The organism is Lysinibacillus sp. FSL K6-0057, assembly GCF_038630885.1.
GTDB classification, from domain to species: domain Bacteria; phylum Bacillota; class Bacilli; order Bacillales_A; family Planococcaceae; genus Lysinibacillus; species Lysinibacillus fusiformis_F.
Genome location: NZ_CP152047.1, coordinates 124,380 through 144,168, shown reverse-complemented (window position 1 = coordinate 144,168; position 19,789 = coordinate 124,380). Strand labels below are relative to the sequence as shown.

The window sequence follows — 19,789 nt, the reverse complement described above, 5'->3', positions numbered from 1 at the left end:
AGGAAGCCAATATGGGGAAACAGTCTGAAAGTGTGTGGACGCGAATATTTCAAGCCAATTGGTTTGTCTATGTTTTAATATCGCCATTATTTTTAGTGTTGTTCGCCTATGTGATTTACCCCTTCTATCAAACTTTCATCCAAAGCTTTGCAGGGGATGAAGCATTCTTTCACTATAAGAAATTTTTTGATATAGCTAGTCCAGCAAATTTAGAGGCTTTGTGGACCAGTATTTATATTTCATTTGTCAGTGTTATTTGCTGTGCTCTTGTTGGGGTAACGATGGCCTTTTTACTAGAACGCTATAATTTCCCTGGGAGACGGATATTGTCCGTTTTAGTTTTGGTTCCAATGGCACTTCCTCCTTTAGTGGGTGTGCTTTCCTTTTCATTTTTATATGGGGATAGCGGGATTTTCCCACGAATTTTGCAGCATCTATTTGGGTTAGATCATGTGCCTTTTGCCTTGAAGGGAATATGGGGAGTCATCGTCGTCCATACATTCACAATGTATACGTACTTCTATTTAACAGCCTCTGCTGCTATTAAGGGGCTTGATCCAGCTCTTGAAGAGGCTGCTACTAGTCTGGGTGCAGGACGTATTCGCGTATGGACAAAGGTTATTTTACCAATGCTCACACCTTCTATTGTTGCCTCATCCTTATTGGTGTTTATGATTTCTATGGCTTCTTATACTGCACCTTTAATGTTTGGTGTGGAGCGCACTATGACAATGCAAATTTATTTATCACGTACAAATGGGAATCTTGAGATGGCTGCAACACAGTCGATGATATTATCCTTTGTGTCTATCACTTTTTTAATCATCATGCGTTGGTATCAAAATCGCCGAAATTATCAAAATCTCAGTAAGGGAATTAGTGTTCACCGTTCAGAGGTATCCTCAAAAAAGGTGAAAATTATAGCAACAATTGCCTCTTTTGTTGGCACATTAATATTGATATTGCCTATTTTAGTGCTGATATTGATATCCTTTTCTGTGGATGGAGCTTGGAAAACCCAAATTCTCCCGACCGACTATACAATCGATCATTATATTGCCCTTTTTACCGATGAGCGCACATGGCGACCCATTTGGAACTCCATTCAAATGGGTGTCATTGCAACACTGGGCAATATCATATTTGGTGTCGCAGCCGCTTATGCTATGGTGCGCTTAAATTTTAAAGGGAAAACCTTGCTCGATATTTTGATAATGGTACCTTGGGCTTTGCCAGGAACAGTAGTTGCTGTTAATTTAATTGCTGCCTTTAGTACAGAAAGCATCTTTAGTTTTAATCAAGTATTGATCGGTACATTTTGGATTTTGCCATTAGCCTACTTTATTCGACATTTACCACTTGTTTTTCGATCAACATCCGCCTCTCTTGTACAGCTAGATCAATCGATTGAAGAGGCATCACGTGGCTTAGGGGCCAACTGGTGGTATACATTTAGACGTATTGTCGTGCCTTTAACATTCACCGGGATTTTAGCAGGGACACTCTTAGCCCTCGTGCAAAGCTTTGGTGAATTTGTTGCATCCATTCTAATTTACAGTACATCCACTATTCCATTGTCTGTAGCGATATTCCAAAAATTATATGCATTTAAATTTGGGACCGCCTGTGCTTATGGTGTCTTACAAATTTGTTTAATTTTAGTTGTCCTTATTATTTCTGAAAAACTATCAAAAGGCAGTGCTGGTACAGCCATCTAACTGCCAATCTATTAGGGGGCCATGACAATGTTTGAAGATTTTCGCAACAAAACACAGCAGGAAGATGGGATGATATTCCCTTCTAACATCTATCGAAAAATCGTTTTACAGCCAGCTTATGATGAGGCGAAGAAAAATTTTTTAACAATCATGCTACAAATCAATATTGCTCATTTAAAAATGTTAGAAGAACAAGGACTTGTAAAAAAAGATGAAGCAAAACAAATTGGGATAGCTCTGAAAAAAATAGACTTAAATTATTATCGTTTAGAGGATTACAGTCCCCAATATGAGGATTTATTTTTCCGCATTGAAAATAAATTAATAGAGCTTGCTGGTGATGTTGCTGGAAATCTTCACATTGGCAGAAGCCGAAATGATATGGGAATCGCCATCTATCGAATGACATTAAGAAAAAAATTATTATTATTAATGCGCGAGTTACTAACATTACGGGATGATTTAATCGCTGCTGCTGAGGAACATATTGATACCATTATGATTGGCTACACACATACACAGCAGGCCCAGCCTACAACCTTCGCTCATTATTTAAAGGCCGTCATCGACCAGCTAGAGCGGGATTTTGAACGAATGCAGCATGTTTATAAGACGGTCAATCGCAGTAGTATGGGGGCCGCTGCTTTAACAACAACAGGCTTTAATATTAGTAGAGAACGTATGCGTGATTTACTTGCCTTCGATGATATTATCGAAAATGCATGGGATGCTGTTGCAGGAGCAGATTATATAGCCGAAGCTGCAAGTATTGTACAGCTTGCCGCACTCAATCTCGGTCGTACTTCTCAAGACTTTTTATTATGGGCTACTCAGGAGTTTAATGCGTTTACACTCGCAAGTCCATATGTGCAAATAAGCTCTATTATGCCTCAAAAACGTAATCCTGTTTCTATAGAACATACACGCTCATTACTATCTGCGGTTGTAGGAGATGCAAGCACTGTATTACAGATGGTACATAATACACCGTTTGGAGATATCGTAGACACGGAGGATGATATGCAGCCTTATTTATGGCGCGCCATTGACCGATTAATTGGCATTTACGAGTTGTTTGGTTCGCTTGTTGTTACAATGGATGTTAATAAAAAGAAATTAAAAAATCGCGCGGAGAATAGCTTTGCGAATGTCACTGAGCTCGCTGATACGTTAGTACGTTCAGAGGGGATTTCGTTCCGTCAAGCGCATAGTATTGTTAGTAAATGTATTAAAGTTCTACTTGCTCATGGAGAGGAATCATTGGCTAGCCTTACGTGGGGCCTTGCAAACACACAATCGAAATTGATTACAGGCAACGAATTAACTATTTCGGAAGAGGATTTCTATAAGACGTTAAAACCAGAATCTTTTGTTGGTGTGCGAACATTACTGGGTGGTCCCGCTCCAGCTACTATGAAGGATGCTCTTGAGCGCTCCAGATTGAATGCCCATGATTTTTATGAATGGATTCGCTTAAAGGAAAGCTCTATTATTGAAGCAGAAAAAGAACTAACAGCCTTTCTAGAGGAATGGAATCAATGAAACAATGGTTATTGATTATTGATGGTGGGGCGACAAAAACAGCATGTGCAGTTGTTCATGCTGAATCTGGTAACGTTGAATATTCTACATCCACTAAGGGCTCTAATTATCAAGCCATTGGTGTTGAATCAGCTACAGCAATCTTACAAGAGCTTTTAGCAAATGTTGAAACTTTTTTGCTAAAGCACCCTCATTCTCAAATTGCTGTAGCTACCTTTGCATTAGCTGGCATTGATTCTCCTAAGGATCATGTAGCAGTAGTGACCATTGTTCAAAACGCTCTTCAGACCACAGAGCTACAAATCGATACACTGATTATTGAAAATGATGCAGAGGCCACACTATTAGGTGTGACTGCTGGACAGGCAGGTGCACTACTCATTGCTGGAACAGGAGCTATTGCCTATGCCTATAATGGACAACGAATTGTACGTGCTGGGGGCTGGGGACATCGGGCTGGCGATGAAGGAAGTGGGTATTGGTTAGGGCAAGAAGTCGTAAGAGCTATATTTAAAATGGAGGATGGTCGTGGTAGGCCAACGATTTTAAAGGAAGCTGTCTATCAGTCTTTAGGTATACAGGATGTTACAGAGCTTGCTGAATGGTTATTCCACCCTTCCTATACAAATTCACAACTGGCCAAGATGGGCTCCTTTGTGGCAAAGGCAGTCGAGCAAGAAGATCCTTGCGCCATCGAAATATCTCAACAAGCTGCCCACGAACTAGTCCTTCTAGCAAGGGCTGTATTGAAAAAAATTAACTATCAGAATGAACCATTCTCTTTTTATTGTAATGGTGGTGCCATGAAGCATAATCCGCTCATTTTAAAAATTTTCACAGAGCAAATTACCTCCATGTATCCTCAAGTGAACATTACACTTTGTCAGCACCAGCCTATTACTTATCTGATTGAACGTACAAAAAGGGCATATGACTGTTTATAAGTCATTGCCCTTTTCTTAGTGTTGAAAAACAAAACAGTCAATTGAAAGGTAGCAATGGATTTCCGTTGCAGGCTACTTGCTTTCCTGTGGGCGAGCGCCGAATCGCTTCCTCTGCTATCGCTCCGTTTAGAGGCTCGCCTGTCTCGCTATCCCATGGGAGTCACGTAGCCTTCCACTCCAACCTACAAAATGTTAACTTTTTAGCAACGATTTTCAAATAAAGTGAAGGTCTTCACTACTCTTTATGAAGGGGTGTTGTCGCTACACAATGAAAATAAGAGCCTATCTAATTATACAAATCATGGGCTATTTTGATCGCTACGGTTAGTATGTAAGATAAGGAAAGACACTTTTGCACATGGTTGATTAGAGTGGAGCCAGCGTCACTCCTAGGGGATTTAGCGTCCCAGATGAGACCCTGGAGCGAACGTAAGTGAGGGAAGCGGCTCATCGGACGCCCCCTGAAAAGGACGCTGGCGGAACGGAAATCAACCTCTCACCTTGCCAAGTTGCTTTTTCTGCCGTTGACTTCATCTTTTTTCAACAACAAGAAAAGGGCATATGACTGTTTATAAGTCATTGCCCTTTTCTTGTTTTAGAGTGCCATTCTCTTCAATTCATTGGTCGTAAAATAGAGATAGCCATCCTTTATAAATAAATCCTTCGTATCCTCCCTATTTAGTACCTCTTCTCCACTGCCATCTGGACGAATCTTTGTTAAATACGCCCCTCGGGAATAATTACTAAAGTAGAGCCAGCCATCCGAATAAACGATATATTGTGCACGAGAATTTGTGACACGCTTTGTCTTACCAGTTTTCATATCAAGTACATATAACTTATTGTCATCTGAAATATTACTAAAAAACAATTGGTCTCCAGCCTGTGCTGGGAAGTCAATATCATGATAATAACTATACATTGTGCTTGTTGCCTTCGGGTAGTCTTCAGCAATCCACGTGTGATCCTTCGCCATTGTACGATCATCTACTAAAAAGTATTGGTAACGTATTGCACCCTTACGATCTGGTACTGGATCATTCCATGTCGTATCGAGATGATACCACTGTCCATCCAGCTTCACAAGATTCCACGCATGTCCCTCTTGACCTACATAGCCCACGATATATTTTGTTTCTATACCCAGTTTTTGAAGCATAGAGTGAGCAAGTAATGCATAGCCCTGACATACTCCCCCATGCTCGGCAAGAACGGTATAAGCACTATGTGGACTAGAATTCGTTTGATCCGTATAAGAAGTATTGGCAACAATAAAGTCATTGACAGCCTTTACCTTTTCTACATTCGTCATAGATTTTTTACTAATTTTGGCGATGATTTCTTGAACATTCATCTCTACATAAGCAGCCTGCTCTGGCGTCATTAAATAGCTCTGCTCTCCAAAAATAGTTGCTTTATTTCGTCCATATTCATATCGAATTGAATGTTTACTTACATGGCCGTAAACATAGTCATCTCGTTTAATAGCATTGTTATAGGCCTCTTCTACAATTTGTTCAATTCGCTGTGTATTCCCTTTATATTGAATTTCAAACTTCGGTGAAAAGCTATTATAATACGCATACATCGCATCAGCCATTTCCTTGGCATTTGTCACGACTAACTTTGTTTCAGGTTTCTGAATTGGTGGAGCTGTAGGGGCTACCTCCGCTTCATGTACATCTTCTATCGATAGGGCTGTTTCAATTGAGGCATTATCTGAAAGTCTTGCAGTAACATCTACGATTTTCTCCTTTGTTGAAAGAAGCATAGTTTCTATTTCATCATTATTTGTCCAATCGACCACCTGCTGAACAACCGCCTTACCAGCCGTATAAATGGGATCAATAAAAATAATAATAATGGCAATTATAGCTAATTTCTTCCACAAACTCCTCACCTCCAACCGTCTTCTTTACATTATATACAAAAAAAGCACAAAGAACTCACTTAAGGGTCCAATTGTGCTTGTTAATATTTGTTTGTTGATTTAATAAAATTCTAAGTTACTGTCTTTTGTATTCTTATTACAAATTCATAACTTCTATCTACTTTTCACAACTAAATTAACTGCTTCCTGAATGGCCTCATTCATTTTTTCGCCATCCCCTTCAGCATTTTGTACACATTCCAATAGATTTGTACTGACAATAACCCCAACTGTACGGTCTACAGCAGAGCGTACTGCTGATAATTGTGTAATGACTGCCTTACAGTCCTTTTCCTCCTCCATCATTTTCAAAATGCCACGTAGCTGTCCTTCCATCCGTTTTACACGATTTTTTACTTGATCTGAATATTCCATAAACATTGCTCCTTCTCTTATACTCGCTACGCTCTCATGAGTAATGGTTATTCTTTATCCTAGCTCATTATTTTAAATTTAAACCTAGCCATTACTATTCCTTGGCTTTAAATAATTCATGAGCATTCTCGTAATAATGGTACCAGCGTTTGTTATTTCATCGTACTGGATTATTGAATTCTTCTTTATACGTAATTGCCCAATTTCTACCTCGAAAATTGGACACTTTCTTTTAAGTGCAGCAATTAACATATTTGTATCATAATCATAGCGTTCACCTTTTACCTTCATTAGCCAAGGCAACTCATTTATCGAAATATAGCGCAAACCTGTTTGTGTATCCATTAATTTCTTGTGATACAATAACTCAAAAAATAAGCTTGTTGCACGATTTCCCCAATAAGAAAGGAATGTACTATCAGCTGAACGAAAGTTACGTACACCTAGCACTATCCCTTCTGAAAACACCTTTGTCATCGTTAAGACAAGCTTTACATCTTGTAAAGTATGTTGCCCATGTGCTCCAACTGTAAGGATACCATGGCACCTTGCTTGTTGTTGTCGTATATATGCAAAGGCGGTCTTAAGTGCGCCACCCTTACCAATATTGCAGTCATGCTGTAGTACTTGGCAGCGTTCAATTTTATTTAGATTTTCAAAAATATCCTTATATTTTTGATCACTCCCATCATTGACAATGATGATTTGTGTAATGGTCGTTGCTAATAATTGATGTACATAGGTAATGAGTGATTGTTGTGGATTATATGCTGGTATAATGGCTGCAATATTTTTCATTTCGATCCCCCACCTAAAGGCTGACAGGTTCTCCGTAGCTACGAATCTCCCTTATATCAAATAGTATCATGTCACAGCAACAATTCAACTGATGAATCCCATTAAAACATATCAATAATATCGATTTTTCTCCGATATATGAACAAAGAGATAAAGAGGCGCTTTGCAAAAAGGCTCGTAGGACGGAATGTTTATCTGTGCAAAGGCGAAGGGTCAGCTGCAATAACGCCGAGGTAATTAATGAAAGAGGTGAGTACTATCGTCATGCATTACGAAAATCTTGAAGAACAATGTCAAAAATTAAGGCAGTTGTCCTTCACAAAGTTAGCTAAAAATTTACAGGATGCTAGTTTGCTCGCCATTTCAACCCCAGCAGAATCTTTACAAAAGTCACTTCTTGTATTAGAGGAAATTTTATATGAGATTTATCGATTGGAAATGCATACCGAACCTAAAATCAAAAATGTTCGAATGCTATTAAATAATCGAAGTTTTGTAGCGCAAATTCATCCTCGTCGGATTTATTTATTGATGAATTTAATTCATAAAATGACAAGCCATACTAGTAATGACATTGTGGAAGCCAAAGCAGCTAAAATTGTTTTGGATTATCTTAGCGATATTGTTGAATGGTTTATGAAGCGTTATGATCGTAGTTTCAGATCAGCACGCCTTCCCTCTCACGCTGCAGAGCTTCCTTCAATATTTGATCAAAACATACTCCAGCATGATCAATCGCCAGAGGCTTACACACATGCAGCCAAATGGTTTGAAGTAGCGGCACATAACGGAGATGCAAGTGCTCAATATAATTTAGGTGCTCTTTACAATCATGGACGAGGGGTGGAAAGAGACTATAGGCTTGCAAAAATGTGGTATGAACGAGCTGCCGCACAGAATGACGCAAATGCTCACTATAGCCTCGGGGTACTTTTTCATCTAGGTCAAGGTGTCACACAGGATTATATGGAGGCTGCGCGTCATTACCAATTAGCGGCTGATTTAGGGAATGCTGACGCTCAATACAATTTAGGGGTACTCTATAATCAAGGGTTAGGCATGTCTCAAAACTTTCACGAAGCAGCCAAGTGGTATACCTTAGCAGCCAATCAAGGTAATACAAGCGCGCAAAACAATCTAGGCTTCCTTTATCACAATGGCACAGGTGTAGAACAAAGCTATGAAGAGGCCATCACTTATTTCGAAATGGCTGCCTTAGCAGGAGATGCGAGTGCTCAATATAATCTCGGCTATATGCACCTTAAAGGGCGTGGTATTCCCCAAAACCTAGAAGAAGCAGCAAAATGGTTTCATATGGCTGCTTTACAGGACCATGTGAACGCAGAGTTTCAACTGGCAATGCTCTACAACACTGGGCAAGGAATGACGAAAGATCATCTAGAAGCTTTAAAATGGTTCAAGCTAGCGGCACATAAAGGACATTTAAATGCTCAGTACTGTCTTGGCCTACTGTATGAAAAAGAACAGGATCTTGTGTCAGCAGAAAAGTGGCTACTGCTAGCCGCTGACAATGGCCATATCAGCGCTGGCTTCGAGCTAGGACGTCTATATGTATATCAGCTTCAAGAACCAGCCAAAGCAATGTCGTATTTTATGGCTGCGGCTGAAAAAGGCTATGCAGATGCACAGTATGAGCTTGGCCTATTACTGACATCAGGCACAGGCGTTCCTATAAATTATAGGGAGGCCGTGAAATGGTGGCGAGCAGCAACAGATCAATCACATATTCAAGCTGAATATCAATTAGGCCTACTATATGAACAGGGATTAGGGGTTAGCTTGAATCTTGAGGAGGCACGTAGGTGTTATCGCCTAGCTGCCATTCAAGGCCATGCAGGTGCGCAGTATCAACTTGGTAATTTATTTGATAAAGGTAAAGGTGTAGAGCAGGATTACACAGAGGCAGCTAAATGGATTGAACAGGCTGCATCACAAGGACATGTGAAGGCACAATACCAATTAGCTCAAATGCACATTCATGGACAGGGCGTACCAAAGGACTTTGCAAAGGCTGCCCAGCTTTATCGACTCGCTGCTAATCAAGGGCATCAAAAAGCTCAATTCCAGCTTGGTATGCTCTACAAAAAAGGGCATGGTGTTGCACAAGACTATCAAGAGGCTACAAGATGGCTGAAAAAGTCACTTGAAGATATTAAATAAACATTTTAAAACCTACCGCATCACGAATGACACGGTAGGTTTTATTAATGGATGATATTATCCTTTTGTTGATGAATCATGAATGTTACAACAATAAATAAAGCGAAGCTAATTAATAGCGTAGTTCCTCCTACAATAAAGAAGACTAATGTAAAAGTACTACCAAAATTAAATGGATTGATATTGTAAAACCACATGCCTAACGTTAAACCCAAAACACCGATAATGGCTGTCCAACCGTGAATAGTTACTAATTTTTGTGATTTCACTTTGAATGCTCTATAAAAAATACCCCAGGCAAACATACTAAGCCACCCGACCAGTAAAATATGTGCATGTATCGGTCTATATTCATAGCTACCTGATCCCGACATATGTGAACCTAAATATGTGCCGATTAAAGCAAAGATGGCCGCTAATCGAATAAGGCGTATGCTCCACTTTTGTTCCATACGATAACTCCCCCTATGTGTGTCTCAACTAAGTAGCAGTTTATCGTGTGAACATGAACTTTACATGAACTCCTTATGACAAAATTGGTAGATGGATATAAACCTTTGTACCGGCATGCATCGTACTTTCCATCTGTATAGTCCCCCCATGTAGCTCAATAATTTGTTTGACAATCGCTAAGCCTAGTCCCGTCCCTTGCTTGGTTCTAGAAGCATCGGCGCGATAAAAACGGTCATATACTTTTACTAATTGATCCTCAGTCATTCCTATCCCACTGTCCTCAACTAGGATTTCAAGTGAAGTGGATTTTTTCTGTAAATACAGATGTATTTGCCCACCCTCTACATTATATTTAATGGCATTTGTCAGTAAATTATCCCACACATTTTGTAAAAGCCCTGCATCGCCATCATAAATAGTTTGCTCTAGCTTGTATGATATTTGAAGCTGTGACTCTTCCATTTGCCAACGATATTTTCGCACTGTTTCCTTTAGTTGTTCATCTAACCGGTACGGCTCACGTTTTGCGATTCTTGTCGATTGATCAAGGGAAGTTAATAATAATAATTGCTTGGTTAATGTAGATAGGCGTTTTGTTTCTAGTTCAATTATTGCTGCGTATTCCTGTCTTTCCTGCTCCGTAAGGGAAGGATTTTTAAGTAAATCGACATACCCTTGAATATTTAATAAAGGCGACTGAAAATCATGTGATACATTACTAATAAATTCCTTCCGTGTACGATCATTTTCTTGTAATCTCTCGGTCATCCTATTAAAGCTTGCCGCTAATTGACCAATTTCATCTGCACGATCAATGTCTAAAACCGTATCAAATTTTTCATGTGCAAGCTGTTGAGTTGCTGCCGTTAGCTTTGTAATGGGTCGAATTAATGCTTTAGCAAATAGTAGCATGGCAAGTAAGCTCAGTACTGTCATAACCAACATTAATCCAGCAAGTATCGTATGCACCTCAGAAAACAATAAACGAATATCAGGTCTTATGAATAATGCATAGGGCTTGTTTTCATAGGTAAATGGCACACCAATTGTATTAATCAATTCGTTAGCAAAGAAGCCTGTTACAAAGGTTTCTTTAGGGAAATCCCGCATACCATGATAGGTTTCTCCATTTAAAACATGCTCAACTACAGATGCTGACAATGTTTGATCACGATATTGACCGCCAAAAAAATGCCCCTCTTCACCTGGTGTCACATAAATTTGATAGCCGATTTCGCCCAATGTTGTCAGATAGCTATTTAAATCTTCTGGTTTGTCTGTCTCAATATAATGCACAATATCCTGTGCTATGTTTACGTTTTTCGTATCATTTTTTTCTTTTACGACTTGATGATAATAGGTATTCGTTGCCAAAAAACCAATACATAAGCTAACGATCATTACTAGCATTGTTGTGATAACAAATTTACTATATAACGTTTTCATGTTGTTTCCTCTAGCTTATAGCCAACACCTCGTACTGTTGTAATTTCAACAGCCGTGTCATATCGATTTAATCTTTCGCGAATCCGCTTCACATGTGTATTTAACGTTTGCTCATCTCCGTCATAGTCATAGCCCCATACTTGCTCCATAATATAGCTACGCGTAAACACTTGATGGGGGCGTGACGCTAACAAAGCCAGTAATTCAAATTCCTTTAAAGGTAATACAAGCGTATCTTCCCCTATTACAACCTCAAAGCTTCGACGGTCAATTATTAATTGTCCTACTTGCATGGTTACTTGATTTTTCTTATCTAATCTCCTCAAAATGGCTGCTATACGAAATAATAATTCCTTTGGTTCGAAGGGCTTAACAACATAATCGTCAGATCCTGCTAAAAAGCCACGCTCTTTATCCTCTAGCTCGCCTTTTGCTGTTAATAATAAAACAGGAATGTCATAATCCTGTGTTAAAGACTCTGTTAATGTAAAGCCATCCATTCCTGGCATCATGACATCGACAACAGCTAAATCTGGCAGATTCCCTTCAAGTAAGGCTAGTGCCTGCTGTGCATTTTCTGCAAGTAACACTTGATAGCCTTCCCTTGTTAGATAAATATTTACTAGCTGTAAAATATGAACATCGTCATCCACAACAAGGATCTTCATCTGCCCACCTCCAGTTAATAAGAAAAAATCCGATCACACGGAACGAATTTTTTCCTCACAAATTACTATTATTTTATAACGAAAATATAGAAATCAACAGCAATAAGAGAAAAGGTAAACCAATGACAATATAACCTCTAGGATTGGCAAGGTTCATGGTCCATCCTACCCCAAAGCGTTTCTCCACAAAAACGGAAGGGTCTTGTCGATTCATATAAATTAAACCACCCTTCCAATAACGATCCTCATCCACGTCCATTACCTGTGAATCTATATTTGCTTCATAACGTACTTTGTGTTTATGCTTTTTCACAACATATATAAGTAATGAACCAAGCAAAACAACTAAAAATAAAATAAATACTGGTAATAGCTTATAACCTACCGTCATAGAAGGATAGATGTTGCTTAATTGTAAAATTGTTAATAAAGCCGTTAATGCATAACTCATCAGTAATATTTTCCAACTCATGTATTTTCGCGTTTTTAGCTGATCCTCCAGCGATTCCTCTTTGCGATTTACAGCTAATTTAATTGCAGAACGTTTAATGGAGTCGGTAATTCCCCACATCATACATTGCATCATTAGCATTACCAGCGGCAGTGAAATAGCCGTAAAATAAGTCTTGTTTCTCCAGGCATCCGCTTCTCCACTCGGCCCCCAATGTACGGCTATATCATTTGGCATTTGATCGTAATGAAGTATTGTGTAAACGATCAAAAACACTGATATTCCTAACGGTACAGCAAAAAAAGACCAAGGAAGCATTTCATCACGGCTTCGTGCAGTTAAATCCACTGCCCGTACTTGTTTAATATTTACACCCCACTGCTCTTGTTTTTTCAACGTTGATACCTTCTGATGATTTATCCAATACACCGCCATACTCACTGTCAGCATACTAAACAAACAACTTAATAAAACAATACTTTGAATGGATTCAGAAGGAGCTAATTGATTGTAACTAATAATCATGATGATTAGAAATACTATTCCTGTGCCCCCTACGAATTGAACATACTGTTTTTTCAACTGAGCCAAGATGGGATGCTTAATCTTTTGATCAGGCACAGTGACTCCAAAAACTATTGTCTCTCGTACAATATAAGGAACCACTATTTGCAAAGCTAATGTCATGATGTAAATGGTAGTAAAAACACCAAGTAGCATTTTGCTACACTCCCTCTGCTGGAATTTGCAAATCAGCGAATACTTTTTTCATCATGTGCTCAATTTGTTCAGCTGTTGCGCCGAGCACCATTCCTTCTGCCACAACAGGTTTCAAATTCTTTTCGATTTGTCGTAATTGCTCAGGTGTTAAAGCTCTCTCCTCTGTTGAACTTATAATAGCTCCAGATTTTGGTCGAATGGTAATAATCCCTTTCGCCTCTAATTCATGGTAGCTCTTATTAACCGTATGCATATTGACACCTAAATCAGCAGCTAAACTCCGCACAGATGGTAAAGTATCGCCTGGTTTCATTTCTCCTCTTGCAATTCCTTCAATAATTTGACGTGTCACCTGCTCATAAATAGGTACGTCTGATTGAAATTCTATTTGAATAAACATGTTTATCAGCTCCATATTTGTTATATAACTAATATAACAAATTTCCTTCCATCTTGCATGAGATACAAATTTTTAAATGGGGGAATTTTTAATGGTTTCAATAAATTTTTGTACAAGTAAATTCTGCTTCTCATTATTCCTTGTGCAAATCGCAATTTTATGTTTGACAGCATGTATATCCTTCACATAAACCCTTGCCAAATGCCCACTCTCTACGTACTCTCTAACTGCAAGAGAAGAAATAAAATTTGCACCATAGCCTGCCATAACAGAGCGAATTGTTTCATTGATGCCATTAAATTGCAGGGCGATTTTTGGTGGTTTCACTTGGTATGTTTGACATAATGAGAAAAGATGCTCTCTCATCGAACTCCCTACTTCTCTCATAATAAAAGGCTCCTGAAACATTTCAACTAATGTAATAGATTGATGTGCATAACGATTATTTGGTGACACTACAAACCATAATTCATCCTCATATAATTCCTCCCACTCTATTTCTTTAGGTCTTTCAGACATTCCTCCACCATAAATGGCCATATCCGCTTTATAGTTTATTAACTGTTCAAAGGCATCCTTTGTATTGGTCGTTGTAATCATTAAATTCGCCTGTTCATTTGCAGCCTTGAAAGTAGCTGCCCATTTAGGAATTAAAAAATTGGCAGGTAAATAGGTAGCCACAATGTGTAAATTCCCTGCTCTTGCAAGTCGGTAATCTTCTATAAATGTTTCAATGTGTTGTTCAAGTGCGATCAGATTTTGCGCTTTTTCTGCCAGTGTCACACCGAATTCAGTAAGTACTACACCACGTCCCTGTTGCTGAAATAGCTGGACGCCAATTTCATGTTCAAAACGTTTGATTTGACTTGAAACGGCAGGCTGGCTTATGCATAGAATTTCTGCAGCTTTTGTAAAACTGCCTGTAACAGCAACTTGATAAAACAATTTTAAGCCATGACTATTCATGATATAACCTCAATTCATAATCTATAGTTATGTATAAATAATAATAATATATTTTTATTATGATTCATTCTATCATACACTTTATTGGCAAGCTTGCACTTTAAAACATAGTGAAATGAGGACTGTATAATGACAGAGTTAAATGTTTGGCAACATGTAGATGACTATTTTATGAATAAGCTCCTACCAGAAAACGAACACCTTAATGCTGTACTACAGGCTAATAAAGCTGCAGGTATTCCAGAGATTGACGTATCCCCTACTCAAGGCAAACTATTATATTTACTCGCTAAAATGAAAGGCGCAGCAAATATTTTAGAAATTGGCACACTTGGTGGCTATAGCAGTATTTGCTTAGCCCAAGCTCTTCCTCAAGAAGGTAAAATAGTGACTTTAGAAATTAATGAAGAGTATGCTTCAGTCGCTAAGCAAAATATAGAGAATGCAGGCTATGAACAACAGGTTGAGGTCATTGTAGGAAATGCCCTAGATATATTACCAAACTTAAAAAAAGCTGAACTATTATTCGATTTTATCTTTATTGATGCCGATAAACCCAATAACCCTGCTTACTTGCAGTGGGCGTTAAAATTAGCTCACCCTGGCGCTATCATCATCGCAGATAATGTAGTGCGCAATGGTGCGGTAACTGATGAAAATAGTGAGGATGAACGTGTTAGAGGCGTACAGAAATTTATGGATTTACTAAAAGAATGCCCTAGAATCGAAGCAACAGCCATACAAACAGTTGGTGTGAAAGGGTATGACGGTTTTGTGCTAGCCATAGTAAACTAGAATAGAAAAATCCGCGTAACTTAAATAACCGTTACGCGGATGTACTATAAAAAGATGCCTTACTGCTCCCCATCTAAGCTAGCAAGACATCTTTCACCCCTTAAAATCTCTTAACTTTTATTAATAGACCCCTTTTAATTCAAGCGTGCTCATCTCTTTAAACGGGGGAACAGACCCCGTCACGTTATGTTAGTGGAATAGGCTGGATTGTACCCGAGTGCAATCCATAGTTATTAGGAAAGTTTGATATGTTGGATAGTAGACTTGTATTTTACGCTAATTTTTCATACCCTGGAAGTGTCAAGAATTCCGCAAATTCATCTTGTTCAATTAAGGATTTAAACAGTTCAGCAGCTTCTTCATAGCGACCACTGTTATAGGCTTGTTCCCCAACAGCCTCTTTAATTTTCACAAGTTCTTCTTCCAATATTTCTAAAACAAACGCTAATGTAATACCACGTCCATCATCTAAGATACCTTTCGGATGACGGATCCATTGCCATACTTGTGTACGAGAGATCTCTGCTGTTGCAGCATCCTCCATCAAGTTATTGATTGGTGCAGCTCCGTTACCTCGAAGCCATGAAGCAATATATTGTACACCAACACTACAGTTAATACGAAGACCTTCAATTGTAATTGTTCCTTCTGGTACCGCTACTAAATCTTCGGCAGATACGTGTACATCTTCACGTTTTTTATGAATTTGGTTAGGCGTTGTCATAATAGCATCAAATTGCTCCATCGCTGTTGCAACCATACCAGGATGTGCTACCCAAGTACCGTCATGCCCATCTGTTGCCTCACGACGTTTATCTTCTGCAACCTTTGCAAATGCTACCGCATTCGCCTCATCATCATTTTTAACAGGAATTTGTGCTGCCATTCCGCCCATTGCTGGTGCATTCCGCTTGTGACATGTTTGAATACATAAAGATGTATAGGCTTTCATGAAAGGTACCGTCATCGTTACTTGCCCACGGTCTGGCAAAATAACTTCAGCTTGATTGCGTAGACGTTTAATGTAGCTGAAAATATAATCCCAGCGACCACAATTCAAACCAGCTGAATGTTCACGTAACTCAAATAAAATTTCATCCATCTCAAACGCGGCTAAAATCGTTTCGATTAATACAGTAGCTTTTATTGTCCCCTGTGGAATACCAATATAATCTTGGGCAAACACAAAGACATCATTCCATAGTCGAGCCTCTAAATGGCTTTCAAGCTTAGGTAGATAGAAATATGGTCCTGTACCTTGTGCCAGCGCGTTTTTGGCATTGTGGAATAAATATAAACCGAAGTCAAAGAAACTGCCTGAAATCGGCTCTCCATCGACTAGTACATGCTTCTCAAGCAAGTGTAGACCTCGTGGACGAACTAACAGCACTGCTGTTTCATCATTTAATTTATATGTTTTACCATTGGATGCTTGTGTAAATTCAATCGTCTTATTAATAGCATCACGCATATTAATTTGACCACCAATCATATTTTCCCATGTCGGAGAAGATGCATCCTCAAAGCATGCCATAAACATTTTTGCTCCAGAATTTAACGCATTAATAACCATCTTCCGATCAACTGGCCCTGTAATTTCAACACGGCGATCTTGCAAGTCATTTGGAAGTGGTGCAATTACCCAATCACCTTCACGAATATGCTTTGTCTCTGGTAGGAAGTCCAGTTTCTCTCCCGCATCAAGGCGTTTTTGGCGTTCTTGTCGAGCCTCCAACAGCTCCTTACGGCGAGCATCAAATTTTTCGTGCAGGGCAAGAACAAACTCAAGAGCTTCAGGTGTTAAAATTTCATTAGTTTGCTCGTTTTGTTCTCCAACAATTTTAAGCTTACCTGTCGTTGCTTGTTCCATTAGTTGTTTACCCACCTTTGCCATTTTAGTTTCGTCATCCTCCGCTTTAGGAGGAGCGGAGGAGACTATTCTATGATTATGAATTTAGGAAAACACGTATTTAAACGGCGACTTATACAAACTGTTCTGTTTCAGTAGAACCTGCCATCGCTGTTGTAGAAGAAGTACCACCTGAAATAACTTGAGAGATTTCATCAAAGTATCCAGTACCTACTTCGCGTTGGTGACGTGTAGCTGTATAACCTTTAGACTCAGAAGCAAACTCTGCTTGCTGTAGCTTAGAATATGCAGCCATACCATTATCTTTATAGTCATGAGCAAGCTCAAACATAGAGTGGTTAAGTGCATGGAAACCTGCTAAAGTAACAAACTGGAATTTATAACCTAATTTACCAAGTTCGCGTTGATACTCTGCAATTTCTTCTTCTGAAAGATTTGCTTTCCAGTTGAATGAAGGTGAGCAGTTGTATGCAAGCATTTTACCTGGGAATTCTGCATGAATAGCTTCAGCAAATTCACGTGCTTCCTCAAGTGATGGTTTAGAAGTTTCACACCAAATTAAATCTGCATATGGTGCGTAAGCTAAACCACGAGCAATTGCTTGTTTGATACCTGGTTTTGTACGGAAGAAGCCTTCAGGTGTACGTTCACCAGTGATGAACTCTGCATCACGTGGATCAATATCTGAAGTAACCATATCAGCAGCATCAGCATCGGTACGCGCGATTAGAATTGTATCTACACCCATAACATCTGTTGCTAAACGCGCAGCAACTAAGTTACGAACAGCATTTTGCGTTGGAAGTAATACTTTACCTCCAAGATGTCCACATTTCTTTTCGGAAGCTAATTGATCTTCTAAGTGAACACCAGCTGCTCCAGCTTCAATCATACCCTTTACAAGCTCAAATACGTTCAGAGGTCCACCAAAACCTGCTTCTGCATCTGCTACGATTGGTGCGAACCAATCAAATTGATCGACACGTCCTTCAGCATGATCAATTTGATCTGCACGTTGAAGTGCTTGATTAATTCGTTTTACTACTGCTGGTACAGAGTTAGCAGGATATAATGATTGGTCAGGATACATTTGTCCAGACAGGTTTGCATCTGCAGCTACTTGCCATCCTGATAGATAGATAGCCTTTAATCCAGCTTTTACTTGTTGTACTGCCTGATTCCCCGTTAATGCCCCCAATGCATTAATAAACGGTTCCTCATGTAATGAATTCCAAAGTCGAGTAGCACCTTTTTGTGCTAATGTTTGTTCAATTACTACAGTACCCTGTAATTTAACAACCTCTTCAGCTGAATATGTGCGTTCAATACCAGCCCAGCGTGGGTTTTCAGCCCATTGTTTTTCTAAAGCTTCGATTCTTTCTTGACGAGTTGACATATTGAAATTCCACCTTCCCCTTTGTGTACAATATACTCTGTTAAAAAACTTTTAATTATCTGTTCCATAACAGGTTTATTTGTTGTAAATTAATATATAACAGACTGTTTGAATTTTCATTATTTTTCGATAAAAGATCAAATTTTAAGGATAAAACTACCTTTTTTGACGATGAAATTTGGAAGACTGTTTACAAACAAGGGGGCTATTCACAATGAACAATGAGTTAAATTCTTTCGTAAAAGATATTTCACAACAATATATTTTTATGTTGAAAGACTGGATTCCTGCTGATTCATCCATTGCAATTGCTGTTGAAAATTCTTATATTTATTTTCACTCTGGCCATACAAGTATTCAATTAGAGGTAGGTCAACAAGTATTACCTGGGAGTATTGCTTACCAAGTGTTACAGACTCACAAAAAAACAGATGCCGTATTAGATAATTCCCTATTCGAAACGCCATATTACGGCATTGGTTACCCCATATACATTCAAAATAAGCCTGCTGCACTAGTCATTGTCTTACCGTCATCTTTTACAACAAAAAAAGCAGAACCGTTTCAATTTTTAACTGGAAAGCAAGAGGAGGAATGGAGTCCTGTGGCAATCAATAAAATTTCTCATATAGAAAGCCTACAGAAAAAGACATGGTTTTATGTAGATGGTGAGCAGTTTAAAACGAGCATTACGCTTAAAGAACTTCAATTAAGATTACCGTCATGTTTTATTCGTATCCATAGATCTTACATAGTAAATATACATTTCATCAAAAAAATGGCCCGTGATTTAACGTCAAATTTTATTGTTACATTAATTGATGGAAGTGAGTTACCAGTGAGTCAATCCTATATAAATGATCTTCGACATGCTCTTGAGTTTTAAGCATATAGGCTGTCTTTTTTGAGAGACAGCCTATTTTAAACTTTCTTCAATTTGAATACAGCAAAAAGACCAGAGAAAAAATTCTCTGGTCTTTCATTTGCCTAGCGACGTCCTACTCTCACAAGGGGAAGCCCCCAACTACCATCGGCGCTAAAGAGCTTAACTTCCGTGTTCGGTATGGGAACGGGTGTGACCTCTTTGCCATCATCACTAGACATGTATTAAATTGAAAGAATTATTCTTTCAAAAC

The 19,789-nt window shown here is 38.8% G+C and carries 17 protein-coding genes and 1 rRNA gene; 6 read left to right on the top strand and 12 right to left on the bottom strand.

Annotated features, from left to right (window positions below):
• Positions 1 to 11: 11 nt before the first annotated feature.
• Genes MHB40_RS00715 through MHB40_RS00705 form a run of 3 tightly spaced genes read left to right on the top strand, consistent with a single transcriptional unit; the run spans position 12 to position 4,204 of the window.
• The gene (locus MHB40_RS00715; protein ID WP_342533695.1) at positions 12 to 1,718 is read left to right on the top strand and encodes an iron ABC transporter permease; all 1,707 of its coding nucleotides are present in this window, start codon (positions 12 to 14) and stop codon (positions 1,716 to 1,718) included.
• 27 nt (positions 1,719 to 1,745) lie between these two features.
• A complete protein-coding gene (argH, locus tag MHB40_RS00710; RefSeq protein WP_205446399.1) occupies positions 1,746 to 3,260 on the top strand; it encodes an argininosuccinate lyase in 1,515 nt (504 codons plus the stop codon).
• Complete coding sequence (locus tag MHB40_RS00705; protein ID WP_342533694.1) at positions 3,257 to 4,204, top strand: BadF/BadG/BcrA/BcrD ATPase family protein; 948 nt, start codon at positions 3,257 to 3,259, stop codon at positions 4,202 to 4,204. The genes argH and MHB40_RS00705 overlap by 4 nt, the downstream gene beginning before the upstream one ends.
• 595 nt (positions 4,205 to 4,799) lie before the next feature.
• Here MHB40_RS00705 and MHB40_RS00700 read toward each other — a convergent pair.
• The 3 genes from MHB40_RS00700 to MHB40_RS00690 form a co-directional block, all read right to left on the bottom strand.
• Positions 4,800 to 6,104, bottom strand: coding sequence for a transglutaminase domain-containing protein (locus MHB40_RS00700; protein WP_342442157.1), 1,305 nt, complete (start codon positions 6,102 to 6,104; stop codon positions 4,800 to 4,802).
• Positions 6,105 to 6,248: 144 nt separating this feature from the next.
• Positions 6,249 to 6,509: a metal-sensitive transcriptional regulator gene (locus tag MHB40_RS00695; protein WP_004233098.1), complete on the bottom strand. Its 261-nt coding sequence runs from the start codon at positions 6,507 to 6,509 to the stop codon at positions 6,249 to 6,251.
• 84 nt (positions 6,510 to 6,593) lie between these two features.
• Positions 6,594 to 7,307 carry a glycosyltransferase family 2 protein gene (locus tag MHB40_RS00690; protein ID WP_205446396.1) on the bottom strand — a complete coding sequence of 238 codons (714 nt, stop codon included), beginning with the start codon at positions 7,305 to 7,307 and terminating at the stop codon, positions 6,594 to 6,596.
• Between the two features lie 264 nt (positions 7,308 to 7,571).
• Here MHB40_RS00690 and MHB40_RS00685 point away from each other — a divergent pair, with 264 nt between their 5' ends.
• Positions 7,572 to 9,488, top strand: a complete 1,917-nt coding sequence (locus MHB40_RS00685) for a tetratricopeptide repeat protein (RefSeq protein WP_342442156.1) — start codon at positions 7,572 to 7,574, stop codon at positions 9,486 to 9,488.
• Positions 9,489 to 9,532: 44 nt separating this feature from the next.
• Here MHB40_RS00685 and MHB40_RS00680 read toward each other — a convergent pair whose 3' ends face one another.
• The 6 genes from MHB40_RS00680 to MHB40_RS00655 form a co-directional block, all read right to left on the bottom strand.
• On the bottom strand, positions 9,533 to 9,940 hold the full coding sequence (locus MHB40_RS00680; RefSeq protein ID WP_342442155.1) for a hypothetical protein: 408 nt from the start codon (positions 9,938 to 9,940) through the stop codon (positions 9,533 to 9,535).
• Between the two features lie 73 nt (positions 9,941 to 10,013).
• Complete coding sequence (locus tag MHB40_RS00675) at positions 10,014 to 11,387, bottom strand: HAMP domain-containing sensor histidine kinase (RefSeq protein ID WP_342442154.1); 1,374 nt, start codon at positions 11,385 to 11,387, stop codon at positions 10,014 to 10,016.
• Positions 11,384 to 12,055 (bottom strand): response regulator transcription factor, encoded by a 672-nt coding sequence (locus MHB40_RS00670; protein WP_205446392.1) that lies wholly within the window; start codon positions 12,053 to 12,055, stop codon positions 11,384 to 11,386. The genes MHB40_RS00675 and MHB40_RS00670 overlap by 4 nt, the downstream gene beginning before the upstream one ends.
• A 73-nt stretch (positions 12,056 to 12,128) precedes the next feature.
• Positions 12,129 to 13,226 carry a DUF5808 domain-containing protein gene (locus tag MHB40_RS00665; RefSeq protein WP_342442153.1) on the bottom strand — a complete coding sequence of 366 codons (1,098 nt, stop codon included), beginning with the start codon at positions 13,224 to 13,226 and terminating at the stop codon, positions 12,129 to 12,131.
• A 4-nt stretch (positions 13,227 to 13,230) separates the two neighbouring features.
• Complete coding sequence (locus tag MHB40_RS00660; RefSeq protein WP_342442152.1) at positions 13,231 to 13,626, bottom strand: GntR family transcriptional regulator; 396 nt, start codon at positions 13,624 to 13,626, stop codon at positions 13,231 to 13,233.
• Between the two features lie 72 nt (positions 13,627 to 13,698).
• Positions 13,699 to 14,592: a LysR family transcriptional regulator gene (locus MHB40_RS00655; RefSeq protein ID WP_342442151.1), complete on the bottom strand. Its 894-nt coding sequence runs from the start codon at positions 14,590 to 14,592 to the stop codon at positions 13,699 to 13,701.
• Between the two features lie 129 nt (positions 14,593 to 14,721).
• On the opposite strand from MHB40_RS00655, the gene MHB40_RS00650 reads away from it, so the two are divergent.
• Positions 14,722 to 15,387: an O-methyltransferase gene (locus MHB40_RS00650; protein ID WP_342442150.1), complete on the top strand. Its 666-nt coding sequence runs from the start codon at positions 14,722 to 14,724 to the stop codon at positions 15,385 to 15,387.
• 271 nt (positions 15,388 to 15,658) lie between these two features.
• Here MHB40_RS00650 and aceB read toward each other — a convergent pair whose 3' ends face one another.
• Together aceB and aceA are read right to left on the bottom strand one after the other, a co-directional pair.
• The gene (gene aceB, locus MHB40_RS00645) at positions 15,659 to 17,257 is read right to left on the bottom strand and encodes a malate synthase A (RefSeq protein ID WP_205446387.1); all 1,599 of its coding nucleotides are present in this window, start codon (positions 17,255 to 17,257) and stop codon (positions 15,659 to 15,661) included.
• Between the two features lie 112 nt (positions 17,258 to 17,369).
• Complete coding sequence (gene aceA / locus MHB40_RS00640; RefSeq protein WP_205446386.1) at positions 17,370 to 18,653, bottom strand: isocitrate lyase; 1,284 nt, start codon at positions 18,651 to 18,653, stop codon at positions 17,370 to 17,372.
• 214 nt (positions 18,654 to 18,867) lie between these two features.
• On the opposite strand from aceA, the gene MHB40_RS00635 reads away from it, so the two are divergent.
• Positions 18,868 to 19,539: a LytTR family DNA-binding domain-containing protein gene (locus tag MHB40_RS00635; RefSeq protein ID WP_205446385.1), complete on the top strand. Its 672-nt coding sequence runs from the start codon at positions 18,868 to 18,870 to the stop codon at positions 19,537 to 19,539.
• A gap of 99 nt (positions 19,540 to 19,638) precedes the next feature.
• On the opposite strand, the gene rrf is transcribed toward MHB40_RS00635, so the two are convergent.
• Positions 19,639 to 19,754, bottom strand: a 5S ribosomal RNA gene (gene rrf / locus MHB40_RS00630).
• Positions 19,755 to 19,789: the final 35 nt, after the last annotated feature.